The following is a 21,664-nucleotide window of genomic DNA, read 5'->3' as shown; positions in this document are numbered from 1 at the left end:
TTTTTTCCGCCATCGCCAACTCGCATCGAGGCTACCGAAAAATGACCCACCCACTCCGGATGTCCAAGCTTACCCTTGGTCTCGTGGCTGCACTTGCTGCCGCTCCCGCCTTCGCCCAGAGCACCTCTGCCGGTGTCGGCGGCCAGGTCGTGTCCCGCAGCGGCCAGCCCGTTGCCGGCGCTGAAGTCACCATCACCCACACCGAGTCGGGCACCGTTTCGCGTGCGACCACCGATGCGGCCGGCCGCTACAACGCGCGCGGCCTGCGCGTGGGTGGTCCGTACTCGATCACCATCACCAAGCCGGGTGAAGGCACCAAGACCGAAGATGGCGTCTACCTGGGCGTGAACCAGACCGGCACCATCAATGCCACCCTGGCCGGCGACCTCGCCGCGACCAACCTGGACACCGTGCAGGTCACCGCTGTCGGCGGTGGTTCGGAAGTGTTCAGCGCCACCAAGATGGGCTCGGGCACCAACATCAGCCAGCAGCAGATCGAAGTTGCGCCGTCCATCGGCGGCAACATCCAGGATCTGATGCGCCTGGATCCGCGCGTGACCTTCATCGATCGCGCCTCGGGCTCGATCTCGGCCGGTGGCCAGAACCCGCGCTTCAACTCGATCAACATCGACGGCGTCTCGGCCAGCGACACCTTCGGCCTGGAAGGCAACAACATGCCGACCCGCCGCCAGCCGGTCGCGATGGAAGCCATCGAAGCCCTGGACATCAACCTGTCGAACTACGACGTCAGCATCGCTGCTGCCGCCGGTGCCACCGTCAACGCGGTGACCAAGTCGGGTACCAATGAATTCCACGGTTCGGTATACGGCACCTACCGTGATGGCGACTGGTTCGGCGACAACCCGGAAGGCCAGCCGTTCAAGGGCTTCACCAAGGAAGAAACCTACGGCATGACCCTGGGCGGCCCGATCGTCAAGGACAAGCTGTTCTTCTTCGCCAACTATGAAAAGTTCAAGCAGGCCGCCCCGGGTGCCGACCTGAGCGGCACCGCGCTGGGCAAGGCCAATCCGCAGTTCACCCTGGCCGACGTGACCCGCGCGCAGCAGATCGCGCAGAACTATGGCTTCAATGCCGGCGGTCTGGAAAGCAACGGCGACACGGAGATGGAAGAGTACGCGCTGAAGCTGGACTGGAACATCAGCGAGAACCACCGCGCCAACATCCGTTACAGCAAGATCGACCAGAGCAAGCTGCGCATCAACGGCATGACCACCAGTTCGGCCTCGCTGAGCTCGTACTGGTACCAGCATGACAAGACCAACGAGAGCTACGTCGCCCAGCTGTTCAGCGACTGGACCCCGAACTTCTCGACCGAATTGAAGGCGTCGTACCGCGAGTACTCGGCGATCCGCAACGTCTCCACCGACGCGCCGAGCATCCGCATCTACTTCGGCGGCAACGAGGCAGCGCCGTCGGGCGACTCGCTGTACCTGGGTACCGAGGTCAATTCGCAGGACAACATCCTCGAGACCAAGGCATGGAACTACTACGCCGCCGCCACCTGGACCCTGGGTGACCACGACGTCAAGTTCGGCGCCTCGTACGACACCAACGACATCTACAACTACTTCGGCGCCAACTCGTGGGGTGCCTACACCTTCTACGGCCTGGACAACTTCGCCGCTGGCCGCTGGAGCAGCTACAACTACAACCCGGAGCGCACCCCGGGCTCGATTCCGGCTGACTACAAGTACAGCAACCTGGCCCTGTTCGTGCAGGACACCTGGTATGTCAACAACAACCTGACCCTGACCCTGGGCGTGCGTGCCGACCGTGCCGACACCAGCCCGGCCCCGACCTACAACGCTGCAGCCTCGACCTTCTTCGGTCGCGACAACAGCGAGGTGCTGAGCAACAAGTTCCTGATCCAGCCGCGCGTCGGTTTCAACTACACCTTCGACAGCGAGCGTCCGACCCAGCTGCGCGGCGGCGTGGGCCTGTTCCAGGGTGATGCGCCGCAGGTGTGGCTGAGCAACAGCTACTCGGCCACCGGCTTCAACAATTCGGTGTACGCCTACACTGCCTACGATCGCACGCTGCCGTTCAGCGGGAACAAGGACAGTCAGCCGGTCCCGACTACCCCGGGCTCGAACCGTCAGAACGTCAACTTCGTCGGCAGCGACTTCAAGATGCCGTCGGTGTACAAGGCCAACCTGGCCTTCGATCATGAAACCCCGTGGTACGGCATCGTGGCTTCGGCCGAGCTGCTGGTCACCAAGGTCAAGGATGCCCTGTACTACAGGAACCTGAACCTGGGCCCGGTGCAGCAGCTGGGTCCGGACGGTCGTGAGCTCTATTACGCTGCGTCGCGCAACGGCAACCTGTGGACCAACAACGATGCCCGCTTCGGGCGGAATCGCGGCTACGACGCCGTCTACGAAATCGCCAACACCGACAAGGGCCGCACCTCGCAGTTCACCGTGTCGCTGAGCAAGCCGTGGTCGGACGCCAGTGACTGGTCCTGGAACATCGGTTACACCTACACCGACGCTACTGAAGTGGGTTCGCTGACCAGCTCCACCGCAAGCTCGGGTTGGAACTACCAGTACGCCTTCAACGCCAACAGCGAAACCGAGAACACCTCGCGCTACCAGATCCGTGACCGCCTGTCGGGCTCGCTGAACTGGAAGCACAAGTTCTTCGGCGACTACGAAACCAAGGTCGGCCTGGTGTATGAGGGCCGCAGCGGCCGTCCGTACAGCTACGTGTACGTGAACGATGCCAACGGCGACGGCCGCTCCGCGAACGACCTGTTCTACGTGCCGAACCCGGGTGAGGTTCTGTTCGGCAATCTGGTGGGCAGCAACTTCACCCCGGATGCGGCTATGGAGAAGTCGTTCTACGAATGGCTGGCGGCCAACCCGCAGCTGGCCAAGTACGCAGGTGGCTACGCTCCGGCCAACCAGTTCCGTACCGGCTGGATCAATACCTTCGATATCCGTATCAGCCAGCAGCTGCCGGGCTTCATGAAGGGTCACAAGTCGGAAGTGTGGCTGGACATCCAGAACGTCGGCAACATGCTCAACAAGAAGTGGGGCAACATCTACGACTACGGCTTCTTCGCCGATGCGCGCGTGGCTACCCTGCAGGGCATCAAGGACGGCAAGTACGTCTACAACTTCCGCGGTGCTGACCTGCCGACGGTGGCCAACAACGACGCAGATGGCTTCGACGTCGGTGTCTCGCAGTGGTCGCTGCAGCTGGGCTTCCGCTACCAGTTCTGATGCACTGACGTAGCGTGGCTGTAAACGGAAACGGCCGGGGAAACCCGGCCGTTTTCCGTTCAGGCGAAAGTTCTTGCAGGGCGTGGGGCAACGGCGTAGCATCCAGAAATGTGCGCGGTGCCAACGCCGCCGATGCGGTCCCGAAATGGCGGACGCGGGCGGTACACATCCAACGGTCGGGCTTCCCGGCCGTTTTGCTTTTTAAGGGGGCGGCAGTACAGTCGGAAACCTTGAAGGAAGCGAAAAATTGGACATGACCACGAACGAAAAATCGGCCCGTGCACTGCCGGTGCAGGATGCCCGGATCTACCCGCGCGGTGGGCTGGATGTGTTGTCGCGGGCCGAGGTGGCACGCCTGCGCGATGCCTCCGCCGGCGGCATGCATGAGCTGCTGCGCCGCTGCGCGCTGGCCGTGCTGACCAGCGGCAGCGCCTCCGACGATCCGCGCGCCGCGCGCGATCTCTACCCTGATTTCGACATCCAGGTAGCGCAGCAGGATCGCGGCGTGCGCATCGATCTGGTCAACGCACCGGCGATGGCCTTCGTCGACGGCGAGATCATCCGCGGTGTCGCCGAACTGCTGTTCGCCGTCGTGCGCGACCTGGCCTACATGGCCATCGAAATGGGCCCGGCCTACGCGGCCGAGCTGGAGTCATCCGAGGGCATCACCAACGCGGTGTTCGGCCTGCTGCGCAACGCGCGCATCCTCAATCCGGGTGATCCGAACCTGGTGGTGTGCTGGGGCGGACACTCGATCTCGCGCGACGAATACCTGTACACCAAGCAGGTGGGCTATGAACTGGGCCTGCGCGGCCTGGACATCTGCACCGGCTGTGGCCCGGGTGCGATGAAGGGCCCGATGAAGGGTGCCACCATCGCCCACGCCAAGCAGCGCCGTACCGTGACGCGTTACATCGGCCTGACCGAGCCGGGCATCATCGCCGCCGAGTCGCCGAACCCGATCGTCAACCACCTGGTGATCATGCCGGACATCGAGAAGCGCCTTGAGGCCTTCGTCCGCATCGGCCACGGCATCATCGTGTTCGCCGGTGGCGTCGGTACCGCCGAAGAGATCCTGTACCTGCTCGGCATCCTGCTGCGCGAGGAGAACAAGGACCTGCCGTTCCCGCTGATCCTGACCGGCCCGACGGTAGCGGCACCGTACTTCGAGCAGATTGATCGCTTCATCCGCCTGACCCTGGGCGATGCGGCTGCCGATCGCTACGAGATCATCATCGGCGACCCGGTGGCGGTTGCGAAGAAGATGGCCAACGGCATCAAGCGCGTGCGCGAGCACCGTCTGGCGCAGAAGGACTCGTTCTTCTTCAACTGGTCGATCGAGATTCCGTGGGAGTACCAGCAGCCGTTCGTACCCACCCACGAAGCGATGGCCGCGCTGGACCTGCACCATGGGCGTGCCCCGCACGCGCTGGCGGCCGACCTGCGCCGCGCGTTCTCGGGCATCGTCGCCGGCAACGTGAAGGAAGACGGCATGCGCCGCATCGAGCAGTTCGGGCCGTTCCAGATCCACGGCGACCCGGACATGATGCAGGCGCTGGATGCGCTGCTGCGCGCCTTCGTCGAGCAGCGCCGGATGAAGATCTCCGGCGAGTACCAGCCCTGCTACCAGGTGCTGGCCTGAACCCGGGCCGGCGTGATGGGGATCGCGCCGGCACTGGCAGGGGAGGACGGGTCGTCAAGCCTTTGACGCCCGTCGCCCCGGATTGACCGTTCATCCTGCCGCCGCTTGCCGGTGGCGGGGCGATGGCCCATCGTGGCCACCAACACGCTGGGGAGCGTCCAATGTCTTTGCGCCGGGAAAACGGCTTCACCTTGATCGAGCTGATGGTCACCATCGCCGTGGTGGCGGTCCTGGCTGCGATCGCCTTTCCAAGTTTCCAGAGCACGATCCGTTCGAGCCGGGTGAGCTCGACCAACAACGAGGTCCTGGGCCTGCTCAGTCTTGCCCGCAGCGAGGCGATCCGCAGCAACCGCGGTGGCGGCGTCTGTGGAAGCAGCGACGGTGCCAGCTGTGATGGTGGCTGGTCGGGCGGCATGCTGGCCTTTGCCGATGCCAATGGCGACGGTGCGCTGTCGGCAGGTGAAACCGTCCTGCGCTTCGTCAGTGGCAATCCCAAGCTGAAGATCACTGGGCCGGCCACGGAGATCGCCTTTGACGGGCGCGGCCGTCGCCGCGCCAGCGCCGAGCAGGATGTACGGCTGGAGCCGGACGTCTGCAGCAAGGGCGCACTGCACAAGCGCACACTGACGGTGAACGCCTCCGGGCAGATCCGCAGCACTAAGGAAGCCTGTCCATGACCACCCGTACCTTCCGTGCGCGCCAGGCCGGGGGCTTCACCCTGCTTGAAGTACTGATCGCCATCATCGTGTTGGCGTTCGGCCTGCTGGGTTTTGCTCTCTTGCAGACCATGAACGTCCGATTCGTGCAGAGCGCCAATTATCGAACCCAGGCCACCAACCTTGCGTACGACCTGACCGAGCAGATGCGCAGCAACCGCTTCCAGGCGGCCTGGTACACCGGCGCGTCGTTCGCGGCAGGCAGCAAGACCGCCGCCACCGCGTGCACCAGCGATACCGGCGACGTCTCCATTGAAAAGAAGATCGCGCGCTGGCAATGCCAGGTGGTGAAGGCGCTGGGCGACGATGCAGGCGCCAATGTCACCTTCAATGGCGGCGTGGTCAATGTGGCGATCACCTGGGGCGACCAGCGCTGGGATCCGGATGACCCGGACAAGGCCACCACCTTTGCATTGGCTACGGAGCTGTGAGCATGCGCCTGAACCGACGTGCCACCATGGCCGGCCTGTCGCTGGTGGAACTGATGATCGCCCTGGTAATCAGCCTGGTGCTGATGCTGGGGGTGGTGCAGGTCTTCATGGCCTCGCAGGCTGCCTCGCGACTGTCCGAGGGGGCCTCGCGCGTGCAGGAGAACGCCCGTTTCGCGCTGGATTTCCTTGAGCGAGACATCCGCATGGCCGGGCACATGGGCTGCGTGAACGACCAGGCCCACGTGGTGAAGAACCAAGGCGATCCGGTATCGCATCTGGGTGCATCCTCGGGCGATGGCAGCCCGCTTGATTTCAGCGTTTCCATCCAGGGCTTCGATGCACCGGGAACCGCGCCGGGCGGGAGGCTCGCACTCGGGGCGACATGGTCCGCACCGTCAGCGTTGCCGGCAGCGATCACCCGGCTCAGCCCTGCGCCGGCAGGCGGAAGCGATGTGCTGGTACTGCGCTACCTGGCCCCTGAGGGGGTGCCGGTGACCGGCATTTCGTCCAGCGGCGGCAATGCGCTACTGGACATGGACAGCACCCGGGTGGCCAGGCTCACCTCGGGGGGCGTGGCGGCACCGACCTTGTTCGGCATCGCCGACTGTGCCCATGCGGACATCTTCGCCGGTACGTTGAGTGCGGCACGTGTGACCGCGCCCTCGCTGGACCTGTCGCGCTATGCCGCGCAGCCGACCGGGCAGACGATGCTCTATCGCGCCGAGTCGATGGTCTATTACGTCGGCATCAATCCGGAGACCGGTCAGCCGGGCCTGCGTCGTGCGCGCGCCAACAGTGCTGGCGCCTATGCGGTCAATGAAGAACTTGTGGAAGGCATCGAAAGCCTGCAGCTGCTGTATGGCCTGGACAGTACCGCCAACATCAGCCTGGGCACGCCGCCGGCCGGCAACATCACCCGCCTGGCCGCCGCGACTGGCGTCAGCAGCAACGCTAACGCTGCCGGTGCCGCGCAGTGGCTGCGGGTGGGGCAGGTGCAGGTGGGGCTGCTGGCACGCAGCCCGACGCCGTCGTCTTCGAGCACGCCGGCCAACCCGCTGTCGGTACTCGGCGTTGGCTTTGCCAGCAGTGACAAGCCTGACGGCCGCTACCGCTCCAGCTATGAAGTCTCGATTGCACTGCGCAATCGCCTGTTCGGGAACTGATCATGACGACCTTCTCACGTTCGTTCAGGCCCGCCTCCGCTCGCACCCAGCGCGGCGCCGTGCTCTATGTCGCGTTGATCATGCTCATCCTGCTGGCGCTGCTCGGCATTGCGGGCATGCAGGTGGCCGGCATGCAGGAGAAGATGGCAGCGAACTACCGCGCCGCCAACCGGGCCTTCCAGAACTCGGAGGGCGTGGTGCGTGCGGCCGAACGCTCGGTGGAGAAAATCGCCAACCGTCAGGATGTGGGGAACGACAGCCTGGTGCAGTCCAGCACTCTGTCGCGGGTCTGCGATGACGGCTTCGATCCGGCCATCTGGGCCGAAAGCCGCCGCAACCAGACGCGTCCTGCGGTCAATGTCCGCCAGATTGACAGCTGTGTGATGGGCGAATCGTCGCTCGACATGGGCCGTCCGCTGGAAGACGTCACGCCGATCTACCAGATCACCGGCTTCGCGACCGACGATGCCGATGCGAGCTCGTCGTCGGTGGTCATCGATACCGTATTCAAACTCTGAGGACGCAGGCCATGGCTTCGCGCAAATTCCGTTTCATGGCCGCAGGCGGCGCCGCACTGGCGCTCGGGGGCGGCTATGTCATCTACAGCCTGATGGCGGCCCAGGCCCAGGGCACGCTGGCGCAGGCGCCGCTGAACATCCAGGTGCAGACGCCGCCGGCCTTCCTGATGGCGCTGGATGATTCCGGCTCGATGCTGTGGGAAACATTGAACAACACGCGCGATGGCGTGTACCGCTGGGATGGCAGTGGCTTCTACAACCAGGGTGCCGTCAACGGCTACGATGGGTCTGGGCAGCGCTACCTGTACGTCTTCCCCAGCTATGGACGCGACGACCAGGCGGCCATCCCGCCGCTCGACAGCTTCGGTTTCGCCCGATCACCGGACGTCAACCCGTCCTACTACGACCCGCGTGAGATCTATCCTGGCTGGAAGACCGGCTTGTCCGATACAGCCCTTGCCAACTATCTGGACATCAGGGCGTCCAGCGCGCCGCTGGACCCGCGTCCGGGCAATGCACCGAACAAGATCGCTGGCGCGCTGGACCTGACTGTGGACTCGCTGCTGACCAGCATGGACACCGGCGGGCGGACCGGCGCGAACTGGCGCTTCCGCTTCCGTTCCGGCATGACGCTGCCGGTCGGAACCCGTATTGAGCGTGGGCGATGCAACCTGAGCGGGGGGGCTGTCCGGCAGGAAGGCTCGTTCGACAACGTGACGCGCCAGACTACCATCAGCAGCTCAAGCTGCGATGCTGCCGTCGGCTTCTATCCGGCTACGTTCTTCCTGGCAGATCCGTCTACGCTGCCGGCGGAATATGGGTACACCGCGGCTCCTGTTGCCGTTGCAAATCCTCCGGGCGGCCGGCCGGGTACGTTGTACAAGTACGAAATCAAGCTTGCGAACTTCGGCAACAATCAAGCGAAGTACAACGCTGCCATGCAGAGCTTCGCCAACTGGTTCAGCCTGTACCGGACGCGACGCGAAGCGCTGATCGGTGCGGCTACGAATGCGCTGTACGACACGACTAATCTGCGCGTGGGCTGGTTCCGTATCAATGGCCGCCGCGCGGTGACCATGTTCAACATGACCAACGAGCCGGAGAAGCAGCAGCTGCTCAGCCAGATCATCGGCGAAATGCGTGCCAGCAGCAGTACGCCCAATCGTTCCGCCGCACAGTACCTTGGCGAACAATTCCAGCGCACGGATCAGAACGCGCCGGTGCTCCTGTCATGCCAGAAGAATGCGGGCATGCTGTTCACCGATGGCTATATCAATGAGTCCGGCAACACGACGCTGATGAAGGATCTCGTAGCGCCGTACTACAACAGTTCTCTCGTGCCGGGCAAGGAGACCAATTCCGTGCCGGTGCCGGCCGAGTGCAAGGGGCCGAATCCAAATCCGTCGCTGGATTGCAAGACCCACCTGCACATGAATTTCTACGGCGTGACGCTGGGCACGCAGGGCAAGGAGTTCGGCGTCCGGTACCTGCCGGATCCAGTGCGCCCGTGGGTGCTCAGCCCGGACCCGTACGTCGTCAAGCCCAACTTCCCGACGACGACGCAGGACCTCAAGCCCGAGGCCGTTGATGAGCTGTGGAACGCGGTCTATGACACCCGTGGCGAAATGGTCAACGCCACGCGCCCGGCCGAAATCACCGCAGCCATGCGCCGTATCATCAGCAACGTCGCCCAGGGCGCCACGCCGTCCGGCTCGCGTTCGCTGACCGGCGCACGCATCGGCGTCGGCTCGTTGTCGGTGGAGCCGTTCTACGAGGCCACCAACAACGGCACCGACTGGTACAGCAAGTTGCGCGCCTTCAAGCTGAGCGTCGAGCCGTCCACCCGCAAGATCGTTTCGGAAGAGGCCTGGGAAGCATCTGCGAAGATGCCGGCGCCTGCATCACGCCGCATCCGGTTCTGGCGCAACGGCGCGCTGGAAGACTTCACCGGCAGCAATGTCAGCCTGGCCAATCTGTGCACCAAGTCGTCGACGCTGTATCCGGGCATCCTGATCTGCAGCGCGTCCGAGCTGGCTGGCCTAGCCACCGATTCCGCCACGGCCGTGGCCTACCTGCGTGGTGAAACCTCCAGCGAGAAGCGCAACGGCGGCAAGCTGCGTGATCGCAGCACGGTACTTGGCGACATCATCACCTCCACCCCGGTGCTGAGTTCGCCTCTGGATGACTATGGGTTTGGCCGCCTTCCGGGCACGATGGGCAGCAGTTACGCCGCCTACATGACCACCAAGCGCAATGGTCGCCGCTACATGGTCTACGCCGGCGCCAACGACGGCATGTTGCATGCCTTCGATGGTGGCATGGGCGCCGACGGCCAGATGGACGCCGACGGTGGCAAGGAGCGGTTCGCCTACATTCCCTCGACCGCGTTGGGCCACATGGGCAACCTGTTGCTGCCTAACGACCCCACCAACCAGAACGCCCAGCGTTTCCAGCACCGTTACTACGTCGATGGCCCGGTGACGATCAGCGACACCTACGGCAGCAACGGGTGGACCACGTCACTGGTGGGCACGGCCGGTGCCGGCGGCCGCAGTGTGTTCGCGCTGAATGTGTCCGATCCGGGCAACTTCGGCGCCACCGGCTCCCTGCTGTGGGAGATCAGTGACCTCGACGCTTCGCTTGACGATGCTGTGCGCGCCAACATCGGCCATGTGCTGGGCAAGCCGGTGATCGTGCCGGTGAAGAACGCCGACGGTTCGGTGGGCTTCAAGGCGATCTTCGGTAACGGCTACGAGAGTAGGAGTGGCAAGGCGGTACTGTTCGTGGTTGACATGGTGGCAGGCCGCACGCCGACCATCCGCATGATCGAGGCGATCGAGTCGGGTACCAACCTGCCGTCGGGCAGCAACGGGCTGGGCAACATCGTGGTGGTTGATCGCTGGGGTGGAACCGGGCAGAACGCGCGGGTGCGCGATGGCCTGGCCGATACGGTCTATGGCGCCGACAAGCGTGGCGTTATCTGGAAGTTCGACCTGCGCGGGACTACCGCGCCAACCGTACCGTTGTTCACCACCAATACCCATGTCGATCCCGCCGACCGCCGGACCTACCGCCAGCCGATCACCGGTGGCATGACGGTGACCACCGGGCCGTCCGGTGGCGTGATGCTGATCTTCGGCACCGGCAGCTTCTCCTACTACGGTGACGAGAACGATACGGCGGTGCAGGCGTTGTACGGTATCAACGACACCGCAGCGGGCCAGCCGACGACGACGCTGACCTCGGCAAACCTGAGCTCGTATACGGCCGAGATTGGTTCCGGCGTGCGGACATTGCGTGGCGGGACCGTGCCTACGGTCAGCCGCGGCTGGACCGTGGTGCTGGCCAACAAGGAGCGTGCGGTCGGTAATCCGAGGATCGTGTCCGGCGTGGTGTTCTTCCCGACCTATATTCCGTCCGACGCTCAGGGTTGCTCGGTGGACGGTGCGAACTGGCTGCTCGGCCTGCAGGCCAGCACCGGCCAGGCCGCGATGTCGCAGGTGCGCTTCGGAGCCCCCGACGGCCGATCGCCGGGGGCGGGTACGGCCGGCGTTGCTCTCAACACGGGCGGCAACGCGCCGGTGAGGGACGTGACGACGTCGGTGGTGCCGCGCTTGGCGCCGCCGGACAGCACTCCCGGCAATCCGCCGCCGCAGCCGCCCGGTGAGGCGTGCCTGATGCAGATCTCGGTGGCCGGTGCTGATCCGATGTACCTGCCATACCCCTGTGGCCGCCAGTCCTGGAGGCAGATCCAGTGACCGGCGTCCATCCTTCCCCGGCAGCAGGAGCCCGTGCAATGCGCCAATCTTTCGCGGCGGGTCGCCTGGCCCGCGGTTTCACCCTGATCGAGCTGATGATCGTGGTGGCGGTCGTGGCAATCCTCGCCGCGATCGCCTACCCGAACTACAGCGAACATGTGCGCAAGTCGCGACGGGCCCAGGCTAAGGCCGACCTGGTCGAATACGCACAGTTGGCCGAGCGCTTCCACACGGTCAACAACACCTATGTCGGTTTCAAGTTCCCGGGCAACGCCGATTCGATCAACTCCCCGCGCGAGGGCGGCACGGCGGCCTACACTCTGTCCATGCAGACCGCGCAGTCGACATTCACCTTCACCGCCACCGCGGTCAACGCGCAGGCGAAGGACAAGTGTGGAAACCTGACGCTCAACCAGGCCAACGTGAAGACCGCCAAGACCACGCTGTCCGAGTGCTGGTGACACTGCCGCAAACAGAGAATGCAAGCATGTGAACGGGAGTGTTGCACTCCCTGTTCGACGTGATTACAATGCGCGTCCCCGCCCGAATAGCTCAGCCGGTTAGAGCACTTGACTGTTAATCAGGGGGTCGTTGGTTCGAGTCCAACTTCGGGCGCCAGACGTTACACATCAAAGGCTTGCGGACTTTCGCAGGTCTTTTTTGTTGCCTGCTTGAGAGCGCAGGGGCGTCGTTTCAACAGGCTTGTCCAGTCCGCGTGGTGGACGAACGCATCCGCCCACTGTTGCTGACAATGATCCGCGCGTGCTCGCGCCCCCTCACGCAGACGCGCAGCGTCAGGTTGCTGCCGGGGCTGCGGCCATCCGGCTGGAAATAGAGTTGCGGTCGCCCGCTGTTGCTGGCGGCATTGATCGTGACGTCCGGACGGCCGCCCTGATGCAGGACAATGGCATCGGCCGTGGATGGGGGCTGCCATGCGCCTGCGGCCCGGTAGGCAATCCAGCCCTGGCTCCAGTCGTCCCCGCAGCGCTGGCCGTCCGCGCTGGCGCAGAGGCCGATCAGTTCGCGACGCATGATGGCCTGGGTGCGTGCCGTTGCCAGGGCGGCCTGCAGGCTGAACCGGGTGGCTTCCGCGCGCTGGTGCAGCAGCAGCGCCTGCAGCGAGGGCCAGCCGGCGGCCAGCAGCACGGCCAGTACCGCCGTGACGACCAGGATTTCGATCAGGTGCATGCCGCGCGACGCGGCGCAACCGGAAGAGCGGTGAGTGCGCATGCATCCAGCCTCCGCGCCCGGCTGTGCGGCCGCCATCGGGAATCCCCGTAGCGGTCTGCCCGGCAACCCCTCAGCCGGCCGTCACTCCTCGCCCCGTATACTCACCCTTCCCGGGAACTGGCAACACCATGAGCGACAGTTTTGAACTTGTCTCGCCGTATTCGCCGGCGGGCGACCAGCCCAACGCCATCGCGAAGCTGACCAGCAACTTCGAGGCCGGCATCGCCAAGCAGACCCTGCTGGGCGTGACCGGCTCGGGCAAGACCTACACCATCGCCAACGTCATCCAGAACATTCAGAAGCCGACGCTGATCATGGCGCCGAACAAGACGCTGGCGGCGCAGCTGTATGGCGAATTCAAGGCGTTCTTCCCGCACAACGCGGTGGAGTATTTCGTCAGCTATTACGACTACTACCAGCCCGAAGCCTACGTGCCGTCGTCGGACACCTTCATCGAGAAGGACAGTTCGATCAACGAACACATCGAGCAGATGCGGCTGGCCGCGACCAAGACCCTGCTGTCGCGCCCGGACGCGATCGTGGTGGCCACGGTGTCCGCGATCTATGGCCTGGGTGCGCCGGAAGACTACCTTTCACTGCGCCTGATCCTGTCCAAGGGCGAGCGCATCGACCAGCGCGACCTGATCAACCACCTGACCCAGCTGCAGTACACGCGCAATGAGTACGAGCTGCAGCGCGGTACCTTCCGCGTGCGCGGCGAAGTGATCGACGTGTTCCCGGCCGAGTCGGACAGCGAAGCACTGCGCCTTGAACTGTTCGATGGCGAGGTCGAGAAGATCACCCTGTTCGACCCGCTGACCGGCGAGACGCTGCGCAACATGCAGCGCTTCACGGTCTACCCGAAGACCCACTATGCGACCACTCGCGAGCGCGTGCTGGCGGCGATCGAGACGATCAAGGTAGAGCTGAAGGAGCGGCTGGAGCAGCTCTACGCGCAGAACAAGCTGGTGGAGGCGCAGCGCCTGGCGCAGCGCACGCAGTTCGACCTGGAGATGATGGCCGAGGTCGGTTACTGCAACGGCATCGAGAACTACTCCCGGCACCTGACCGGCAAGAATGCCGGCGAGCCGCCACCGACCCTGTTCGACTACCTGCCGCCGGATGCGCTGCTGGTGATCGACGAATCGCATGTGACCATTCCGCAGATCGGCGCCATGTTCAAGGGTGACCGCTCGCGCAAGGAAACCCTGGTTGAGTTCGGTTTCCGCCTGCCGTCGGCGCTGGACAACCGCCCGCTGCGCTTCGAGGAATGGGAGGAGCGGTGCCCGCGCAGCATCTACGTGTCGGCCACGCCCGGGCCCTATGAACTGCGTGAAGCCGGTGACGAGATCACCGAACTGGTGGTGCGCCCGACTGGCCTGATCGACCCGGTGGTGGAGATCCGGCCGGTCGGCACCCAGGTCGACGACCTGATGAGCGAGGCCAACGCGCGCATCAAGGCGGGCGACCGCGTGCTGGTCACCACGCTGACCAAGCGCATGGCTGAAAACCTCACCGAGTACCTCACCGAACACGGTATCCGCGTGCGCTACCTGCACTCGGACGTGGATACGGTCGAGCGCGTGGAGATCATCCGCGACCTGCGCCTGGGCAAGTTCGACGTGCTGGTCGGCATCAACCTGCTGCGCGAGGGCCTGGACATGCCCGAGGTATCGCTGGTGGCGATCCTCGATGCCGACAAGGAAGGCTTCCTGCGATCCACCGGCTCGCTGATCCAGACCATCGGCCGCGCCGCACGCAACGTGCGCGGCAAGGCGATCCTGTACGCCGACAAGATCACCCGCTCGATGCAGGCGGCGATCGATGAGACCGACCGGCGCCGTGCCAAGCAGGTCGAGTACAACGAAGAACATGGCATCGTGCCGCGCTCGGTGGCGCGCCCGATCGTCGATGTCCTTGAAGGCGCGCGTTCGGATGCCGCCGAGAAGGAAGCCAAGAAGGGTAAGGGCAAGGGCCGGGCGGGTGTGGCCGAAGAAGCGGCCGACTATCGTTCGCTGTCTCCGGCGCAGCTGGCGACCCGTCTCAAGGCGCTGGAACAGCAGATGTACCAGCACGCCAAGGACCTGGAATTCGAGGATGCCGCACGGGTGCGTGACCAGATCCGGCAGCTGAAGGAAGCCAGCCTGGGCTGAACGTGGCAGTGCAGCATCATCTTCACAAAAGTATTGCGCTTCACGGCCCGCATCCGTAATATACGCGGCCTGCACCGACGCAATCGCAGAAATGCAGAAGCAAAACGGGCGGTTAGCTCAGCGGTAGAGCACTACCTTGACATGGTAGGGGTCACAGGTTCGAACCCTGTACCGCCCACCACGAAACCCTCGGAAGAGGGTTGTCGTGAACTGCAAAGCCCGGCCCTGGCGCCGGGTTTTTACGTAGCAAGGCCAGCCTTCGGGCGGCAAGAACAAGATGGGCGGTTAGCTCAGCGGTAGAGCACTACCTTGACATGGTAGGGGTCACAGGTTCGAACCCTGTACCGCCCACCACCTGCTCCCGGCGTTGCCGGTGAAGCGGTGGAAACGATGAAAGCCGGCCCCGGGGCCGGCTTTTTTCGTTCCGGCGAGCCTGGCGTTCCCGCGAAGCTGCATCCGTGCCGGTTCATTGGCATGAAATCAGTGGGTAATGCTGATCGAACGCTGGATGCGCCACTGGCCGTCGACGCGTTCCCACAGCTGCGCCACACGTACCGGGGCCCGTGCCGGATGAGGGCTGGCGCCAGTGTCGTCTGGCGATTGCTGGCTGCCCAGCCGCAGCACGCGGTCCTGGCGCAGGTGATAGAGCTGAAGGGGCTGCGCTTCATGCATGGCCTGCCGATTCTCGGTGCGCAGGATCTGGCTGCGCAGGGCATCCTCGGTGGGCCCGCAGCCGTCGCCGAACAGGCTGGAGAACAGCAGGATCAGGGCAAGCATCGGCATGGCACGGTGCTCCAGCGGGAAAGTGCGTGCAGGCTGGCAGGGTCGGCCGGGCATCGCAGCCGGCCTGCGACGAAGGCGGGAATTGGGCCGCCAAAGGCAGGCAGATGGCGATGAATCCGGGCCGCGCAGGCGTAGACTCGGCGCTGCTGCGCAAACGCGCCATTACTGCAAGGAGCTGCCGCATGAGTGATCACGTCCCGGTGTCCAGGCCCAATCCGCTCCTGGAACGCCTGTTCGGCGGCAACATGCTGGAAGGCACGTTCAAGGCAGTGATCTGGGTCGCAATCCTGAGCGCGCTGCTGGCGTGGACCACGCTGCGCTGAATGACGCTGCCGCGCCAGGCCTGCCGGGTGGCGGGTCCTGCTGACCCGATCACTCCCGCTGCCGCCGGTGCGGCGGCAGTGCCTGTGCGGGTGCTGTCAGGCGCTGAAGGCCTGGCGCAGGCTGCGCAGGGTGGCCTGGCGATGTTCCCTGGCCGTTGGCTCGCCCATTTCCAGCTCCTGCAGGCGCAGTCCGACCAGAGTCATCGACAACGCATAGCCGCGTGCCGCGTCGGCAACGCGTGACAGGCTCACTGCACGGCGGGCCAGTGCATTCACATGTTCAAGGTCGGGCATCAGTCCCAGATAGGCGCGTTCTGCGCTGTCCAGGTCCGGTGCACGCAGGATCGCGTGGGCTTCTGCGGTGGGGGAGACGGAGGCCATGGGGGTCCTTGTCAGGGGCAGCGACAGCATCGTTCGGCCACATTGCGGGTGATGGCTGCGCATGCTGAAGGGGCAACATTGTCAGAACATTGCGCCTGCAACCGCTGGCATGCATGGGCGCAAAACCATGGCCCCAGGCACTATGATCGGCAGCGTTTCCGGTTGACGAGTCCCTGATGCGCATCCTCCTGGTCGAAGACGATCCTGATCTGTCCCGCGCCCTGCAATCGGGCCTGGAGCGGCAGGGCGTGGTCGCCGACGTGGTCGGCAGCCTGGCCGAGGCCGCGCTCGCGTTGCGCGAACCGGTGCACCAGCTGCTGCTGCTCGATCGACAGTTGCCCGATGGCGATGGTGCTGGATTCGTCGCGTCGGCGCGTGCGCTGCGGCCGAACCTGGCGGTGATCATGCTCACCGCCAAGGGGACGCTGTCGGACAAGGTCGAAGGCCTGGACGTCGGCGCCGATGACTATCTGGTCAAGCCGGTGGCGATCGAGGAACTGATGGCACGCATCCGCGCGGTATCGCGCAGGCCTTCGGCGATGGTGACGCCGAGCCTGCGGCTGGGGCGGCTCGAGTTCGATCTCGAATCGCTGCAGGCACAGGTGGAGGGCCAGCCCCTGGCATTGCCACGTCGGCAGGTGCTGGTGCTGCAGGCGTTGGCGATGCGGCAGGGCCGCACGGTGACCCGCAGTGCCCTGGAGGCTGCAGTGTACGGGTTCGATGATGAGATCCAGTCCAATGCGCTCGATGCGCATATCTCCAAGCTGCGCAAAGCGCTGCAGCAGGCCGGGGCGGGGGTGGAGATCCACGTGATCCGCGGCGTCGGCTACCTGCTGGCGGAGGCCTGAGATGGCCCGTCCGATCCGTTCGATCACCCTTGGCCTGGCTTGGCGCCTGTTCCTGGCACAGGCCTTCACCGTACTGTTCGCGGTGGTCGCGTTGATCCTGACCTGGGGTGACAAGGACTCCTGGGGCATGGACATGTTCGTTGCCGAGGCGGTGGCCAAGGCGGTGCACAGCGAAGGCGGCCGCCTGGTGCTGGACCAGGCGCGCTGGGACAAGCTCGATGCCAACGCCGGGGGAAATCTCTGGTTCGCCGCGGTGGATGACAAGGGCATGTGGCTGGAGCGCGGCACCATCCCAGCGATCCACGCGCCGATGCTGGCGCGGCTGCCGACCGTGGGCGCCACGGAACTGGGCTCGCTGGTGCCCCCTTACCTGGACGTGGCGCGGGTGATGATCCGCAACGAGGACGGGCGCCGCATCACCGTGATGGTCGGTGGCGCGCCCAAGGGCGGGCTGCTGGATGGCGCGCTGATGGTGCTGCGCCTGATCGGCCTGTGGTTCTTCCTGCCACTGATCGTGGTCACCCTGCTGGTGATGCCGACTGTGATCCACCGTGCCATGCGCGGTGTGCGCCGTTCTGCGCAGCAGGCCAAGGAACTGGACATCGGCCAGCCCGGTGCTCGGCTGGATGCGCGGCTGGTCTCCACGGAAGTGGCGCCGCTGGTGGAAGCGTTCAACGATGCCATCGACAAGGTGCAGCAGGGCTACGCCGCGCGCGACAAGTTCCTCGCCGACGCGGCGCACGAGCTGCGCGTGCCGATCGCCGTGGTGCAGGCGCGCCTGGCGCAGCTGCCACAGGGTGAGTTGAAATCGCAGTTGCTGACCGACGTGGCGCGGCTGGGCAATGTTGCCGAGCACCTGCTCGATCTGCAGCGCCTTGACCGCAATGTCGGCGCATTGCAGCAGCTGGACCTGGCGCTGCTGGTGCGTGAGGCCGCCGCGGACCTGGCGCCGTTGGTGGTCGGCGCCGGCTATGGATTCGAAGTGGACGCGCCGGAATCGCCGGTGTGGATCCACGGCGACAGTCTGGCGCTGGGGCGGGTGATTGCCAACCTGGTGCACAACGCGATCGTGCATGGTGGTGGCCGTGGCACCATCTGCGTGCGGTTGGATGCGCGCGGCTTGCTGGAGGTCAGCGATCAGGGCGCGGGCATTCCAGTGGGCGACCGCGAGGCGATCTTTGAGCCGTTCCATCGCCTGCGCGCGGCGGGCAGCGGCAGTGGCCTGGGCCTGCACCTGGTGAAGGAGATCGTGCAGCACCACGGTGGCTCGGTCAGTGTCGGTGAGGCTGCGGGAGGCGGCGCAAGCTTCCGGGTCAATTTCCATCGCGGCAGCGTCCGGCGCTGACGCGTTTGCGGGGCAAGTCCCGATAGGCAACCTGCCGCCGGTAGCGGCAGGCTGGACCCATGGCCGTCGAGCGTTCCCCTTCTCCCTTGCTGGGCAGTGGCGCCGCTGCGGCGCTGGCACTGGGGGCGCTGGCCTGCGTGCAGCTGCCACAGCTGCCGCCGCTGTGGGGCTGCATGGTGATGATCGTGCTTGGCATGGCGGGGTGGGGCCTGCGTTGGCGGGGGCGCCTGCCCGCGGTCGTGCTGCTGGGCGCCGGATGGACGGCGATGCACGGGCACTGGGCAATGCAGGAACAGCTACCGCCAGGCCAGCCAGCACGGGATGTGGTGGTCAGTGGACGGGTCATCGATCTGCCGGACCATGGAGCCGCGCACACCCGCTTCCTGCTGCAGGTCAGCGAGAGCAGCGAACTGCCATCGCTGCGCGGCAAGCGCCTGCAGGTCACGTGGAACGATGCCTGGCGTGCCGCTGATGGCACCGACGCCGGGCGTGGGCGCCATCAGGTCCTGGCCGGCGCGCAGTGGCATCTGGCCCTGCGCGTGCGTGCGCCGCGTTCGCGGATCAATCCCGGTGGTTTCGACGGTGAACGCCATGCGCTGCTGCGCGGCGTGTCCGGCAACGGCACGGTGCGGGCGCCGGCCAGCGCGTGCGAGCTTCAGGCCGCGCATGGCCTGCCGGCATGGCGTGAACGCACCAGCGCCGCCATCGCCGCGCAGGTGGCCCATCCAGCTGCGCGCTTCGTGCAGGCGCTTGCCCTGGGCGATACGCGTGGCCTGTCCGACGCCGATTGGGATCAGTTGCGGGCGCTGGGCCTGACCCATCTGGTGGCCATTTCCGGGTTCCATGTCGGGGTGGTGGCGGGACTGGGGGCGTTGCTGTGCCGAGGGCTGTGGTGGCTGTGTCCGCTGCTGGCCCGGCATTGGCCACGCCCCCAGGCGGCGGCCTGCGCTGCCGCCCTGTCCGCAGCGGGCTATGCGGTGCTGGCCGGCGGTGAATTGCCGACCGTGCGCACCGCACTGATGATCGGGCTGGTGGCGCTGGCGCGTAGCGGGCGGCGCCCACTGGGTCTCGTGCAGGGGCTTGCCCTGGCGGCGCTGGCGCTGCTGCTGCCGGCGCCCCTGTCAGTGCTGTCCGCGGGCTTCTGGCTCAGCTTCGGCGGCGTCCTGTGGCTGGTCTGGTGCCTGCCGCAGGGACGTCCGCGTGGGGTGGTCGCCAACCTGCGCGGGTTCCTGGCCGCACAGGGGGTGGCCAGCGTCGGCCTGTTGCCGCTGGGCATCGCTTTGTTCGGTGGCACCGCCTGGCTGGGGCCGCTGGTGAACCTGCCGGTCATCCCGTGGTGGACATTGCTGGTGGTGCCCTTGTCGCTGCTGGGCACCGCCCTGCAGGTGCTGCATGACGGCGCCGGGTGCTGGGCGTGGCGTGCAGCGGCGTGGTTGTTCGAAACCAGCTGGCAGGCCCTGCAGCCACTGGCGGCGCATCCACAGGCGATGTGGTGGTTGGCCGAGGCACCGGCCTGGGCAGTGCCGGCGGCGCTGCTGGGCGTGTTCTGGTGGCTGCTGCCACGCGGTGCCGGGGGCGGGCTGGCTGGCCTCCTGCTGTGCCTGCCGCTGCTGTGGCCATTGCGCGAGCGGCCGGCCGAGGGGGAGCTGGAGCTGCTGGTGCACGACGTCGGGCAGGGCACGGCGGTGTTGCTGCGTACCGCACGGCATGCGCTCTGGTACGACGTGGGACCGCCGATCGGGGGTGAGGGCAGTGAGCGGGTCCTGGTTCCGTCATTGCGGGCGCTGGGGCAGGCACGGCCCGACCGCGTGCTGATCAGTCACGACGATCTCGATCATGCCGACAACCTGCCGAGCCTGCGCCTTCAGTTGCCGGAGCTGCCCCTGTTGGCGCCGCCGGGCAGCGCGATCGCCGGGGCCGGGCGCTGCCAGCGCGGCCTGCGCTGGCGCTGGGACGGCGTCGACTTCCAGGTGCTGCACCCCGATGCCGGCAGCCAGCGGGCCGGAAACGAGGACAGCTGCGTGCTGCGCGTGGCCAGCGCGCATGGTGGGGTCCTGTTGCCCGGGGACATCGGCCGCCCGGCCGAACAGGCGCTGCTGCGGGCGTCTCCGGCGGCGCTGAAGGCGGATGTGGTGCTGGTGCCGCACCATGGCAGCGGCGGCAGCTCCAGCGCGCCCTGGGTGGCGGCGGTGTCAGCCCGGCTGGCGCTGGTTTCGGCCGGGCACCAGAACCGCTTCGGCCACCCGCGCCGGGACGTGGTCCGGCGCTGGCAGGCGCAGGGAGCCGAGGTGGTGTCCACTGCGGAGTCCGGGGCGATCCGCGTATGGCTTGGCGCACAAGGGCTGCAGCTGCGTGAACAGCGTATCCATGCATCCCGGTGGTGGGATGCCGCTGGGCGGGCGCGGTCGGCTGTTATCCTATCGCCGATCAAACAAGCGGCCGTTGGGCCGGAGGGTTGAAACGTGTGGGAACTGGTCAAGGCCGGTGGCTGGCCGATGGTGCCGCTGCTGCTGTTGGGCGTACTGGCTTTGGCGATCATCCTGGAGCGTTTCTGGTCCCTGCGGCGGACTGAAGTGCTGCCGCCCGGCCTCGGCCAGGAAGTGCGCAACTGGGCCGCACGCGGCAAGCTTGACCCGGCGCACCTGCAGACCCTGCGTGCCAACTCGCCGCTGGGGGCATTGCTGGCGGCCGCGCTGGAAGCCCGCAATCGTCCGCGCGACCAGATCCGCGAGCGCATCGAGGACACCGGCCGCCACCTGGTGCACCGCATGGAACGTTTCCTCAACGCGCTGGGCACCATTGCCTCGGCCGGCCCGCTGCTGGGCCTGCTGGGCACCGTGATCGGCATGATCCAGATGTTCCTGGGCATCCTCGACCATGGGGTGGGCGACGTGAACCAGCTGGCCGGCGGTATCGGCAAGGCGCTGGTGTGCACCGCCACGGGCATGATCGTGGCCATTCCGGCACTGATGTTCCATCGCTACTTCAAGGGCCGCATCCACGGCTACGTGGTGGAAATGGAGCAGGAAGCCAGTGCCCTGCTGGACACGCTCGACGGTCGCCCCGGGGTGATGAACCCGGTCGCGCCGGCGCGACCGGCCAACGCCGCTGCGGCGAAGGCCTGATCG

The 21,664-nt window shown here is 65.9% G+C and carries 17 protein-coding genes and 3 tRNA genes; 17 read left to right on the top strand and 3 right to left on the bottom strand.

The annotated features are described in order from the left end of the window. Positions 1-41: 41 nt before the first annotated feature. The 9 genes from A7X97_RS03430 (at position 42) to A7X97_RS03390 (ending at position 12,091) form a co-directional block, all read left to right on the top strand. A complete protein-coding gene (locus A7X97_RS03430; protein WP_245884940.1) occupies positions 42-3,245 on the top strand; it encodes a TonB-dependent receptor in 3,204 nt (1,067 codons plus the stop codon). Positions 3,246-3,498: 253 nt separating this feature from the next. Further along, positions 3,499-4,887 carry a nucleotide 5'-monophosphate nucleosidase PpnN gene (gene ppnN, locus A7X97_RS03425; protein WP_088497717.1) on the top strand — a complete coding sequence of 463 codons (1,389 nt, stop codon included), beginning with the start codon at positions 3,499-3,501 and terminating at the stop codon, positions 4,885-4,887. A 161-nt stretch (positions 4,888-5,048) separates the two neighbouring features. Beyond that, on the top strand, positions 5,049-5,564 hold the full coding sequence (locus A7X97_RS03420) for a GspH/FimT family pseudopilin (protein ID WP_088497718.1): 516 nt from the start codon (positions 5,049-5,051) through the stop codon (positions 5,562-5,564). Then, positions 5,561-6,034, top strand: coding sequence for a type IV pilus modification protein PilV (gene pilV / locus A7X97_RS03415; RefSeq protein WP_061478493.1), 474 nt, complete (start codon positions 5,561-5,563; stop codon positions 6,032-6,034). The genes A7X97_RS03420 and pilV overlap by 4 nt, the downstream gene beginning before the upstream one ends. 2 nt (positions 6,035-6,036) lie before the next feature. Next, positions 6,037-7,197, top strand: coding sequence for a PilW family protein (locus A7X97_RS03410; RefSeq protein ID WP_061478492.1), 1,161 nt, complete (start codon positions 6,037-6,039; stop codon positions 7,195-7,197). Between the two features lie 2 nt (positions 7,198-7,199). Further along, positions 7,200-7,715, top strand: coding sequence for a pilus assembly PilX family protein (locus A7X97_RS03405; protein WP_072166745.1), 516 nt, complete (start codon positions 7,200-7,202; stop codon positions 7,713-7,715). A gap of 11 nt (positions 7,716-7,726) precedes the next feature. Continuing rightward, a complete protein-coding gene (locus tag A7X97_RS03400; RefSeq protein WP_088497719.1) occupies positions 7,727-11,473 on the top strand; it encodes a pilus assembly protein in 3,747 nt (1,248 codons plus the stop codon). A gap of 38 nt (positions 11,474-11,511) precedes the next feature. Beyond that, the gene (locus A7X97_RS03395; RefSeq protein ID WP_061478489.1) at positions 11,512-11,934 is read left to right on the top strand and encodes a type IV pilin protein; all 423 of its coding nucleotides are present in this window, start codon (positions 11,512-11,514) and stop codon (positions 11,932-11,934) included. 80 nt (positions 11,935-12,014) lie between these two features. Then, positions 12,015-12,091, top strand: a tRNA-Asn gene (locus tag A7X97_RS03390). A 75-nt stretch (positions 12,092-12,166) separates the two neighbouring features. On the opposite strand, the gene A7X97_RS03385 is transcribed toward A7X97_RS03390, so the two are convergent. Next, positions 12,167-12,739, bottom strand: a complete 573-nt coding sequence (locus tag A7X97_RS03385) for a GspH/FimT family pseudopilin (protein ID WP_306341169.1) — start codon at positions 12,737-12,739, stop codon at positions 12,167-12,169. A gap of 92 nt (positions 12,740-12,831) precedes the next feature. Between A7X97_RS03385 and uvrB the strand changes: the two genes are divergently transcribed. The 3 genes from uvrB to A7X97_RS03370 all read left to right on the top strand — a co-directional run bounded on the left by uvrB (position 12,832) and on the right by A7X97_RS03370 (position 15,210). Then, positions 12,832-14,856, top strand: coding sequence for an excinuclease ABC subunit UvrB (gene uvrB, locus A7X97_RS03380; protein ID WP_072166743.1), 2,025 nt, complete (start codon positions 12,832-12,834; stop codon positions 14,854-14,856). Between the two features lie 106 nt (positions 14,857-14,962). Next, positions 14,963-15,037: transfer RNA gene (locus A7X97_RS03375), tRNA-Val, on the top strand. Between the two features lie 98 nt (positions 15,038-15,135). After that, a tRNA-Val gene (locus A7X97_RS03370) sits at positions 15,136-15,210 on the top strand. Between the two features lie 126 nt (positions 15,211-15,336). Here A7X97_RS03370 and A7X97_RS03365 read toward each other — a convergent pair. Continuing rightward, a complete protein-coding gene (locus A7X97_RS03365) occupies positions 15,337-15,639 on the bottom strand; it encodes a hypothetical protein (protein WP_088497720.1) in 303 nt (100 codons plus the stop codon). 182 nt (positions 15,640-15,821) lie between these two features. Between A7X97_RS03365 and A7X97_RS21875 the strand changes: the two genes are divergently transcribed. Further along, the gene (locus A7X97_RS21875) at positions 15,822-15,962 is read left to right on the top strand and encodes a hypothetical protein (protein WP_005415970.1); all 141 of its coding nucleotides are present in this window, start codon (positions 15,822-15,824) and stop codon (positions 15,960-15,962) included. Between the two features lie 96 nt (positions 15,963-16,058). Here the strand turns inward: A7X97_RS21875 and A7X97_RS03360 are convergent, their stop codons facing one another. Continuing rightward, a complete protein-coding gene (locus A7X97_RS03360; RefSeq protein WP_111007592.1) occupies positions 16,059-16,343 on the bottom strand; it encodes a hypothetical protein in 285 nt (94 codons plus the stop codon). 176 nt (positions 16,344-16,519) lie between these two features. Here A7X97_RS03360 and A7X97_RS03355 point away from each other — a divergent pair, with 176 nt between their 5' ends. The 4 genes from A7X97_RS03355 to A7X97_RS03340 are packed head-to-tail and all read left to right on the top strand — an operon-like array spanning position 16,520 to position 21,661. Beyond that, the gene (locus tag A7X97_RS03355; protein ID WP_111007591.1) at positions 16,520-17,191 is read left to right on the top strand and encodes a response regulator transcription factor; all 672 of its coding nucleotides are present in this window, start codon (positions 16,520-16,522) and stop codon (positions 17,189-17,191) included. Position 17,192: 1 nt separating this feature from the next. Then, positions 17,193-18,536 (top strand): sensor histidine kinase, encoded by a 1,344-nt coding sequence (locus A7X97_RS03350; protein WP_072166740.1) that lies wholly within the window; start codon positions 17,193-17,195, stop codon positions 18,534-18,536. 59 nt (positions 18,537-18,595) lie between these two features. Next, on the top strand, positions 18,596-20,995 hold the full coding sequence (locus tag A7X97_RS03345) for a DNA internalization-related competence protein ComEC/Rec2 (RefSeq protein ID WP_111007590.1): 2,400 nt from the start codon (positions 18,596-18,598) through the stop codon (positions 20,993-20,995). 3 nt (positions 20,996-20,998) lie between these two features. Further along, positions 20,999-21,661, top strand: a complete 663-nt coding sequence (locus tag A7X97_RS03340) for a MotA/TolQ/ExbB proton channel family protein (RefSeq protein WP_061478482.1) — start codon at positions 20,999-21,001, stop codon at positions 21,659-21,661. The last annotated feature ends 3 nt before the right edge of the window (positions 21,662-21,664 follow it).

Origin of the sequence: Stenotrophomonas sepilia, assembly GCF_003244875.1 — a bacterium.
In the GTDB taxonomy this organism is placed as follows: domain Bacteria; phylum Pseudomonadota; class Gammaproteobacteria; order Xanthomonadales; family Xanthomonadaceae; genus Stenotrophomonas; species Stenotrophomonas sepilia.
This window is presented reverse-complemented; position numbering and strand designations above follow the sequence as displayed.

Excerpts from the sequence above, each read along its gene's own strand:
- pilV (WP_061478493.1), top strand. The coding sequence starts at position 5,561 with ATGACCACCCGTACCTTCCGTGCGCGCCAGGCCGGGGGCTTCACCCTG.
- A7X97_RS03420 (WP_088497718.1), top strand. The coding sequence starts at position 5,049 with ATGTCTTTGCGCCGGGAAAACGGCTTCACCTTGATCGAGCTGATGGTC.
- uvrB (WP_072166743.1), top strand. The coding sequence starts at position 12,832 with ATGAGCGACAGTTTTGAACTTGTCTCGCCGTATTCGCCGGCGGGCGAC.
- A7X97_RS03410 (WP_061478492.1), top strand. The coding sequence starts at position 6,037 with ATGCGCCTGAACCGACGTGCCACCATGGCCGGCCTGTCGCTGGTGGAA.
- A7X97_RS03395 (WP_061478489.1), top strand. The coding sequence starts at position 11,512 with ATGCGCCAATCTTTCGCGGCGGGTCGCCTGGCCCGCGGTTTCACCCTG.
- A7X97_RS03365 (WP_088497720.1), bottom strand. The coding sequence starts at position 15,639 with ATGCCGATGCTTGCCCTGATCCTGCTGTTCTCCAGCCTGTTCGGCGAC.
- A7X97_RS03350 (WP_072166740.1), top strand. The coding sequence starts at position 17,193 with ATGGCCCGTCCGATCCGTTCGATCACCCTTGGCCTGGCTTGGCGCCTG.
- A7X97_RS21875 (WP_005415970.1), top strand. The coding sequence starts at position 15,822 with ATGAGTGATCACGTCCCGGTGTCCAGGCCCAATCCGCTCCTGGAACGC.
- ppnN (WP_088497717.1), top strand. The coding sequence starts at position 3,499 with ATGACCACGAACGAAAAATCGGCCCGTGCACTGCCGGTGCAGGATGCC.
- A7X97_RS03400 (WP_088497719.1), top strand. The coding sequence starts at position 7,727 with ATGGCTTCGCGCAAATTCCGTTTCATGGCCGCAGGCGGCGCCGCACTG.
- A7X97_RS03405 (WP_072166745.1), top strand. The coding sequence starts at position 7,200 with ATGACGACCTTCTCACGTTCGTTCAGGCCCGCCTCCGCTCGCACCCAG.
- A7X97_RS03385 (WP_306341169.1), bottom strand. The coding sequence starts at position 12,739 with ATGGCGGCCGCACAGCCGGGCGCGGAGGCTGGATGCATGCGCACTCAC.
- A7X97_RS03430 (WP_245884940.1), top strand. The coding sequence starts at position 42 with ATGACCCACCCACTCCGGATGTCCAAGCTTACCCTTGGTCTCGTGGCT.
- A7X97_RS03345 (WP_111007590.1), top strand. The coding sequence starts at position 18,596 with ATGGCCGTCGAGCGTTCCCCTTCTCCCTTGCTGGGCAGTGGCGCCGCT.
- A7X97_RS03355 (WP_111007591.1), top strand. The coding sequence starts at position 16,520 with ATGCGCATCCTCCTGGTCGAAGACGATCCTGATCTGTCCCGCGCCCTG.
- A7X97_RS03360 (WP_111007592.1), bottom strand. The coding sequence starts at position 16,343 with ATGGCCTCCGTCTCCCCCACCGCAGAAGCCCACGCGATCCTGCGTGCA.